Here is a 9,000-nt window from a genome sequence, read left to right as displayed (position 1 = left end):
CCGGGGCCCCCCACCCGTAGGTAACGCCCCCGCCGGGGTTGGGGGGGGGGCCCCCCCGCCACGCCCCCCCCCGGGGGGTTCATTGTGGGGGGTTTGGGGGGCCCGCCCCCCAAACCCCCGGCCATGTCCCGGGTGGGGCTGTGCCCCAACCGGTTCCGTTACTTGTTGCTGAAGTTGGCCGGGCGCTTCTCGACGAAGGCCGCCATGCCTTCCTTCTGATCCTCGGTGGCGAACAGGGAGTGGAAGACGCGGCGTTCGAAGCGCAGGCCCTCGGTGAGGGTGGTTTCGAAGGCGCGGTCGACCGCTTCCTTGGCGATCATGACCGAGGGCAGCGACATGGACGCGATGGTCTCGGCGACCTCGAGGGCGGTCGCGACCAGGTCGGCGGCCGGGACGATGCGCGAGACCAGGCCCGCGCGCTCGGCCTCCTCGGCGTCCATATTGCGGCCGGTGAGGATGAGATCCATGGCCTTGGCCTTACCGACGGCGCGGGTGAGGCGCTGCGAGCCGCCCATACCGGGGATGACGCCGAGTTTGATCTCGGGCTGGCCGAATTTGGCGGTGTCGGCGGCAAGCAGGATGTCGCACATCATGGCGAGTTCGCAGCCGCCACCGAGGGCGTATCCCGCGACCGCGGCGATGATGGGCTTGCGGAAGGCGACGAGGCGGTCCCATCCGGCGAAGTGGTCGGTGAGGAACATATCCATGTACGACTTCTCGGACATCTCCTTGATGTCCGCACCGGCCGCGAATGCCCGCTCGGAGCCGGTGAGCACGACCGCGCCGATCTCGTTGTCATTCTCGAGCTCGTCGAGGGCCGCCGAGATATCGGTCAGGACCTGCGAGTTCAGCGCGTTCAGAGCCTTCGGCCGGTTCAGCGTGATGAGGGCGACGCGGCCTTTACGCTCCAGCAGAATCGTCTCGAAGTCGGTCACGCCTGTTCTCCTCCAGATCGGGTACGAATATCGGTGACGATAGCCGAGAAATCCTTGCCCGCTTCGTCCTGGTTGAAGCGCTGGTAGATCTCCGCGGCAAGCAAACCGATCTGTCCGTCAACCCCATTGGCCTGCAGGGCATTGGCCGCGAGGCCCAGATCCTTGCTCATCAGCGCCGTGGCGAAACCGGGCTGGTAATCGTTGTTGGCCGGGCTGGTCGGCACCGGACCGGGCACCGGACAGTACGAGGTGAGCGCCCACGACTGCCCCGACGCGGTGGACACCACATCGAAGAACTTGTCATGCGTCAGCCCCAGCTTCTCACCGAGCACGATGGCCTCGGAGAGCCCGATCATGGAGATGCCCAGGATCATGTTGTTGCAGATCTTGGCGGCCTGGCCGACGCCCGCACCGCCGCAGTGCACGACCTTGCCACCCATGACGTCCAGCAGCGGCAGGGCGGCGGCGAAATCGGCGTCCGCGCCGCCCACCATGAAGGTGAGGGTGCCCGCCGCCGCGCCCGCGACACCGCCCGAGACGGGGGCGTCCAGGGCCCGATGTCCCGCTGCCACAGCGAGTTCCGCGGCGGCCTTGGCATCGCCGACGTCGATGGTGGAGCAGTCGACGAACAGCGTGCCCGGCTTGGCGGCGGACAGCACATCGTTGTAGAGGTCGAGCACGATGCGGCCGTTGGGCAGCATGGTGATGACGATCTCCGATTCGGCCACGGCCGCAACGGGTGTCGCGACGACGGTGGCACCGTCGGCCCGCGCCTGATCCTGTGCGGCGGGCACCGGATCGTATGCGAGAACCTCGTATCCGGCTTTCACCAGGTTGGCCGCCATCGGGCCGCCCATATGGCCGAGGCCGAGAAACCCTACCCTGCTGATCTTTTCAGAGCTCACTGTTGATCCTTCGGTGTGGCCAAACCCAATTCGCGATCGCCGAGCGCGCCGAAGTAGGCGTCCACATCGGCGTCGGTGACATCCGCGAGTGTCGCGGGCTGCCACTTCGGGTTGCGATCCTTGTCGATGACCTGGGCGCGAATGCCCTCCACCAGGTCATGGGTGTTCAGCGAGGCGGCCGAGACCCGGTACTCCCGGTTCAGCACCGCCTCGAGGCTGTCGGCCTTGCGCGCCTCGCGCAGCGACCGCAGCGTGACTTTCAGCGCCACAGGCGATTTCGACAGCACATCGGCGGCGGCCTGGGCGGCCTCGGCACGCCCGTCGGTCTGCAGCCGGTGCACGATCTCCTCGACGGTGTCCGCGCCGTAGCAGTAGTCGATCCAGTCGCGCTGGGCGATGAATTCCGACACAGGTGCGGGCTGTGCGAATTTCGCGATGGCGTCATCCGCGCTCAGGGTGCCGAGCGCTTCCAGCAGTGCCGGAAGGTGTTCGGACGGTACGAAGGCGTCGGCGAATCCGGCGGCGATGGCGTCACCGGCGGTCATGCGCGCGGTGGTGAGCGCGACGTGCGTGCCGATCTCGCCGGGTGCGTGCGCGAGCAGGTAGGTGCCGCCCACATCCGGGATGAAGCCGATACCCGTCTCGGGCATGCCGATCTTGGAGCGTTCGGTGACGATGCGGTGCGAGGCGTGCCCGGACAGGCCGACGCCGCCGCCCATGACGATGCCGTCCATGATCGCGACGTACGGCTTGGCGTAGCCGCCGATGAGTGCGTTCAGGATGTATTCGTCCCGCCAGAACCGCCCGCTGGGCGAATCGGCGGCGGTCCACGGTGAATCATGATGAGCCACAGCGTTCTTGGCATCGGTGTGGATGGCGACGATATCGCCGCCCGCGCACAGGCCGCGCTCCCCCGCGCCGGTGAGCACCACGGTGCGCACCTCGTCATCGGTCTCCCAGGCACGCAGCGCGTCCAGAATGGCCAGCGCCATCGGGTGATTCAGCGCGTTGATCGCCCGGGGCCGGTTGAGCGTGATCAGGCCGAGGCCGTCGCGCTTACCGATCAGCACCTCGGGTTCTGCGTTGTCACTCATGCTGCTCCTACCACCGAGCGGGCGACTACGACCCGCATGATCTCGTTCGTGCCTTCCAGAATCTGATGCACCCGCAGGTCGCGGACGATCTTCTCGATCCCGTATTCGGCCAGGTAACCGTAGCCACCGTGGAGTTGCAGGGCCTTGTTGGCCACCTCGAATCCGGCGTCGGTGGTGAACCGCTTGGCCATGGCGCAGAGTTCGACCTTGTCGTCGGCGTCGGCGTCCAGGGCGGCGGCGGCCCGCCACAGCAGGGTGCGGGCGGCTTCCAGGGAGGTGCGCATATCGGCGAGTTCGAATTGCAGCGCGGTGTTGTCGAGCAGCCGCGCGCCGAACGCCTTGCGCTGTGCCAGATAGCTGACGGTCTGATCCATGGCCGCCTGTGCGCCGCCGAGCGAGCAGGCGGCGATATTGAGCCGTCCGCCATTGAGCCCGTTCATGGCGATGCGGAAGCCATTGCCCTCGGAGCCGAGCAGGTTGGCCGCGGGCACCCGGGCATTGTCGAGGATGACCTGCCGGGTGGGCTGCGCGTTCCAGCCCATCTTGCGCTCGTTCGCGCCGAAGGACAGTCCGGGGGTGTCGGCGGGCACGATGAAGGCCGAAATCCCGCGCGCCCCATTGTCTCCGGTGCGCGCCATGATCACGTAGACATCACTGCTGCCCGCGCCGGAGATGAATTGCTTGACGCCCGTGAGCAGATAGTCGTCACCGTCGCGAACGGCCTTGGTGCTCAGGGCCGCCGCGTCCGAGCCGACGCCCGGTTCGGTGAGCGCGTAGCTGGCCAGCAGATCCATCGAGGTCAGCCCCGGCAGCCACCGATTGCGCTGCGCCGCATCGCCGTAACTGTCGATCATCCACGAGGCCATATTGTGGATGGAGATGTAGGCGGCGATGGCGGGGCAGCCGGTGGAGAGCTGTTCGAAGATGCGCACGGCATCGAGCCGCCGCAGTTCCGATCCGCCCACATCCTCGCGGACGTAGATGCCGCCGAGGCCGAGCTGCCCGGCCTTGCGCAGTACGTCCACCGGGAAGTGCTTGCGCTCATCCCATTCCAGCGCATTGGGCGCGAGCAGCTCGTCGGCAAAGGAGCGGGCGGTCGCGGTGATCGCCTTTTCGTCTTCGTCGAGTGTGAACATCGTCAGTCCATGGTCGGGATGACGAAGGCGTTGCTCTCCTTGAGGCCGGAGGGCCAGCGCTGGGTCACCGTCTTGGTCTTGGTGTAGAAGCGGATCGAGTCCGGGCCGTGCTGGTTGAGATCGCCGAAGCCGGACCGCTTCCAGCCGCCGAAGGTGTGGTACGCGATCGGCACCGGAATCGGGACGTTGATGCCGACCATGCCGACCTGCACGCGAGCGGCGAAGTCGCGGGCGGTATCGCCGTCGCGGGTGAAAATCGCTACGCCATTGCCGTATTCGTGCTCATTCGGCAGGCGCAGCGCCTCTTCGTAATCCTTGGCGCGCACGATGGTGAGCACCGGACCGAAGATCTCTTCCTTGTAGATGCGCATGTCCGGGGTGGCGCGATCGAAAAGCGTCGCACCCGCGAAGAATCCCTCTTCGCCGCCCTCGACCACCAGGCCGCGCCCGTCGATGACCAGTTCCGCGCCCTCGTCGACGCCGATCTGCACGTAGTCGTTGACGCGGTCCACGCCGTCCTGTCCGACCAGGGGACCGAAGTCCGCGCCCGGATCATCGGAGAGGCCGACATTGAGCTTGGCGATGCGTTCGATCAGCTTGTCGCGCAGGCGATCCGCGGTCTCCTCACCGACCGGCACCGCGATGGAGATGGCCATGCAGCGCTCGCCCGCGGAGCCGTAGCCCGCGCCGATGAGCTGATCGGCGACATCGTCCAGATCGGCGTCCGGCATGACGATGGCGTGGTTCTTGGCCCCGCCGAAGCACTGCGCGCGCTTACCGTTGGCGGTCGCGGTCTCGTAGATGTACTGCGCAATCGGGGTGGACCCGACGAAGCCGACGGCCTTGATGCGATCGTCGTTCAGCAGTGTGTCGACGGCTTCCTTACCGCCGTTGACCACGTTGAACACGCCCGGGGGCAGTCCGGCCTCGAGGAACAGTTCGGCCAGTCGCAGCGGTACCGAGGGATCGCGCTCGGATGGCTTGAGCACGAAGGCGTTACCGCACGCCAGCGCCGGTCCGGCCTTCCAGAGCGGGATCATGGCCGGGAAGTTGAACGGGGTGATGCCCGCGACGACGCCGAGCGGCTGGCGCATGGAGTAGACGTCGATACCGGTGCCCGCGCTCTCGGTGTATTCACCCTTGAGCAGATGCGGTATGCCGGTGGCGAATTCGATGACCTCGAGGCCGCGCTGGATATCGCCCTTGGCGTCCGGGATGGTCTTGCCGTGTTCGCTGGACAGCAGTGCGGCGAGCGAATCCATCTCGTCCTGCACCAGGGTCAGGAACTTCATCAGCACGCGGGCGCGCTTCTGCGGGTTGTACGCGGCCCACACCTGCTGCGCCTCGGCGGCATTGGCGATGACGGCCTCGACCTCGGTCTTGGTGGCCAGCGGCACCCGCGCCTGCACCTGTCCGGTGCTGGGATTGAAGACGTCTCCGAATTTGCCGGAGGTCCCGGCCACGTGCTGACCGCCGATGAAGTGCGTGAGTTCGCGAACCATGCCAGTCCTGTCTCGATGTCACCGCGTGGTCCACGCGGTCTTAGGTCACCATATAGTTGGACATCCATCTATTTCCAGAGATGTTGCTGTGGCGGATCTCACGTCACTTTTGATTTGACGTCCTACTATTGGGGTATCAACTGTGCGGCCGTAGACGCGGAGGATTCCCATGGCCGATCTGCATGTTCCAGCGAACCCGGTGCGGTTCGTGACCTCGGCGGCGCTGTTCGACGGCCATGACGCGGCCATCAACATCATGCGCAGAATCCTGCAGGGGCAGGGGGCCGAGGTGATTCACCTCGGACATAACCGCGCCGTGCGTGAGGTGGTGGACGCGGCGGTCAGCGAGGATGTGCAGGGCGTCGCGGTCAGCTCGTATCAGGGCGGGCATATCGAGTACTTCGAGTACCTGGCGACCGCGCTGCGCGAGGCCGGGGCCGGGCACGTGCGCATCTTCGGCGGGGGCGGCGGGGTGATCATTCCGGCGGAGATCGAACGGCTCGCGGCCGCCGGGGTCACCATCTTCTCCCCGGAGGACGGGCAGCGACTCGGCTTGCCCGGCATGATCAATCAGCTGATCGCGGGCTGCGATGTGGATCTGTCCACCACGCCCGCACCGGTGGAGGCGGTGCTCAGCGGGGATCGGGCGGCGCTGGCACGGGCGCTCACCTGTTTGCAGCAGGACGCGCTACCCTCGGCGGATATGGCCGAGTTGACCGCCGCGGCGAGTGCGCGGCGGGTGCCCGTCCTGGGCATCACCGGCACCGGCGGGTCCGGAAAGTCTTCTCTCACCGATGAACTCGTTCGGCGGCTGCGCACCGATCAGCAGGACAAGCTGCGGGTGGCGGTGCTCGCGGTCGATCCGACGCGGCGGCGCGGCGGTGGTGCGCTGCTCGGTGATCGCATTCGCATGAACGCCCTCGACGGGGAGCGGGTGTACTTCCGTTCCCTCGCCACCCGGGGTGAGCGGGAGCTGCCGCAGAATATCGATCAGATGGTGATCGCCTGCAAGGCAGCGGGTTTCGATTTGATCGTGCTGGAGACGCCGGGTATCGGACAGGGTGACGCGGCGGTCGCCGAACACGTGGACGTCTCGCTCTACGTGATGACGCCCGAGTTCGGCGCGGCCTCCCAGCTGGAGAAGATCGACATGCTGGATTACGCGGATGTGGTGGCGGTCAACAAGTTCGAGCGGCGCGGCGCGGAAGACGCGTTGCGCGATGTGTCGCGGCAGTTGGTGCGCAACCGGGAGGCGTTCCACGCCCTGCCGGAGGATATGCCGGTATTCGGCACCAGCGCCGCGACCTTCAACGATGACGGGGTGACGGCGCTCTACCAGCATCTGAGCGGTCTGCTCGGCGAAAAGGGCCTGCCCTTGGAGTCGGGCGTGCTGCCCCGCGTCGACACCCGGTCCTCGACTCGGTTCGCGCAGATCATCCCGCCCGCGCGCGTGCGGTACCTGGCTGAGATAGCCGAGACCATCCGCGATTATCACGCCGCGACGGAGCGGCAGATCGTTGCGGCGCAACGGGTTCAGCGCGTGGAGCAGGTGCTCGCGGAACTGCCCGAGGACGCCGCCGTCGCGGATCTGCTCACCGATTCCAGGAAAGCGCTGTCCCCGGAGAATGCCGAACTGCTGGCCGCCTGGCCCGCGGTCGCCGAATCCTATCGGGGCGATGAGCAGGTCGTGCGCATCAGGGATAAGGAATTGCGCACGCGGCTGCGGCGGGAAACCTTGTCCGGCAGTTCGATTCCCCGCGTCGCGCTCCCCCGTTTCACCGATCACGGTGAGCTGCTGCGGTTCCTGCGGGCGGAGAATCTGCCGGGCCGGTTCCCGTTCACGGCCGGGGTGTTCCCGTTCAAGCGGGACAATGAGGATCCCGCGCGCATGTTCGCCGGGGAAGGCGATGCCTTCCGCACCAATCGGCGATTCAAGGTGCTGTCCGAACACGCTGACGCCAAACGACTTTCGACGGCCTTCGATTCGGTGACGCTGTACGGGCACGATCCGGCGGAACGCCCGGATATCTACGGCAAGGTCGGCACCTCGGGTGTTTCCATCGCCACGCTGGACGATATGAAGGCGCTGTACGACGGTTTCGATCTGGATGCCCCGAGCACCTCGGTATCGATGACCATCAACGGTCCCGCGCCGACGATTCTGGCGTTCTACCTCAATGCCGCGATCGATCAAGCGCTGGAACAGTTCTCGGCCGCGCAGGGTCGCGAGCCGACCGCCGAGGAGGCCGCGGACCTGCGCGCCCGGACGCTGTCCACCGTGCGCGGCACCGTGCAGGCGGACATTCTCAAAGAGGATCAGGGCCAGAACACCTGCATCTTCTCCACCGAATTCAGCCTGCGCATGATGGCCGATATCCAGGAATGGTTCGTACGCAACACCGTTCGCAATTTCTACTCGGTGTCCATCTCCGGCTATCACATCGCCGAGGCCGGGGCGAATCCCATCAGCCAGCTGGCCTTCACCCTGGCCAACGGATTCACCTATGTGGAGGCGTATCTGGCGCGCGGTATGGATATCGACGATTTCGCGCCGAATCTGTCGTTCTTCTTCTCCAATGGCATGGACGCGGAGTATTCGGTGATCGGCCGGGTCGCCCGGCGCATCTGGGCGGTGGCCATGCGGGATCGGTACGGGGCGAACGAACGGTCGCAGAAACTCAAGTATCACGTGCAGACCTCGGGCCGCTCACTGCACGCACAGGAGATGAGCTTCAACGACATTCGCACCACCTTGCAGGCGCTGATCGCGGTCTACGACAACTGCAACAGCCTGCACACCAATGCCTATGACGAGGCCGTCACCACCCCGACCGAGGAATCGGTGCGGCGCGCGCTGGCCATTCAGCTCATCATCAATCGCGAGTGGGGACTGGCGATGAATGAGAATCCGCTGCAGGGCAGTTTCATCATCGATGAGCTGACCGATCTGGTCGAGGAGGCGGTACTGCGCGAATTCGATCGGATCAGTGAGCGCGGCGGTGTGCTCGGGGCCATGGAGACCGGCTATCAGCGCGGCCGCATCCAGGATGAGTCGATGCTGTACGAGCGGCGCAAGCATGACGGCAGCCTGCCGCTGATCGGGGTGAACACCTTCCGCAATCCGCACGAGGAGGAGCACCGCGTCCTGGAATTGGCGCGCGGCACCGAACAGGAGAAGCAGTCGCAGCTGCACCGGGTGCGCGAGTTCACCGACCGCCATCGCGAGCAGGCCCCCGCCGCGCTGGCCCGGCTGGCCGAGGCGGCGAGTTCGGACGCGAATGTCTTCGACGCGCTCATGGATGCCGCGCGGGTGTGCACATTGGGTCAGGTCACCGACACCTTCTTCATGGTCGGCGGTCAGTATCGGCGCAATGTCTGAGGTGCGGCGACCGGCCTGACGCGTATTTACAAGAGCAGGTCGGCCGCCG

General features: G+C 66.2%; 6 protein-coding genes. 1 reads left to right on the top strand and 5 read right to left on the bottom strand.

The window, feature by feature from the left end; all coding sequences use genetic code 11:
- Positions 1-158: 158 nt before the first annotated feature.
- Genes ACFC0O_RS30350 through ACFC0O_RS30330 form a run of 5 tightly spaced genes read right to left on the bottom strand, consistent with a single transcriptional unit; the run spans position 159 to position 5,572 of the window.
- A complete protein-coding gene (locus ACFC0O_RS30350; protein ID WP_375963646.1) occupies positions 159-935 on the bottom strand; it encodes an enoyl-CoA hydratase in 777 nt (258 codons plus the stop codon).
- The gene (mmsB, locus tag ACFC0O_RS30345; RefSeq protein WP_364646396.1) at positions 932-1,840 is read right to left on the bottom strand and encodes a 3-hydroxyisobutyrate dehydrogenase; all 909 of its coding nucleotides are present in this window, start codon (positions 1,838-1,840) and stop codon (positions 932-934) included. Before mmsB ends, ACFC0O_RS30350 begins: the two co-directional genes overlap by 4 nt.
- Entirely contained in the window at positions 1,837-2,934 is a 1,098-nt protein-coding gene (locus ACFC0O_RS30340; RefSeq protein WP_375963643.1) for an enoyl-CoA hydratase/isomerase family protein, read from the bottom strand. The genes mmsB and ACFC0O_RS30340 overlap by 4 nt, the downstream gene beginning before the upstream one ends.
- A complete protein-coding gene (locus ACFC0O_RS30335) occupies positions 2,931-4,070 on the bottom strand; it encodes an acyl-CoA dehydrogenase family protein (protein WP_364646391.1) in 1,140 nt (379 codons plus the stop codon). The genes ACFC0O_RS30340 and ACFC0O_RS30335 overlap by 4 nt, the downstream gene beginning before the upstream one ends.
- 2 nt (positions 4,071-4,072) lie before the next feature.
- A complete protein-coding gene (locus ACFC0O_RS30330; protein ID WP_375963640.1) occupies positions 4,073-5,572 on the bottom strand; it encodes a CoA-acylating methylmalonate-semialdehyde dehydrogenase in 1,500 nt (499 codons plus the stop codon).
- A gap of 169 nt (positions 5,573-5,741) precedes the next feature.
- On the opposite strand from ACFC0O_RS30330, the gene icmF reads away from it, so the two are divergent.
- Positions 5,742-8,951: a fused isobutyryl-CoA mutase/GTPase IcmF gene (icmF, locus tag ACFC0O_RS30325; RefSeq protein WP_375963637.1), complete on the top strand. Its 3,210-nt coding sequence runs from the start codon at positions 5,742-5,744 to the stop codon at positions 8,949-8,951.
- Positions 8,952-9,000 lie beyond the last annotated feature (49 nt).

The sequence above is a fragment of the Nocardia sp. NPDC056100 genome, assembly GCF_042266325.1.
Classification (GTDB): Bacteria; Actinomycetota; Actinomycetes; order Mycobacteriales; family Mycobacteriaceae; genus Nocardia.
Note: the sequence above shows the minus strand (reverse complement) of the source record. Positions and strands in the feature narration are given on the sequence as shown.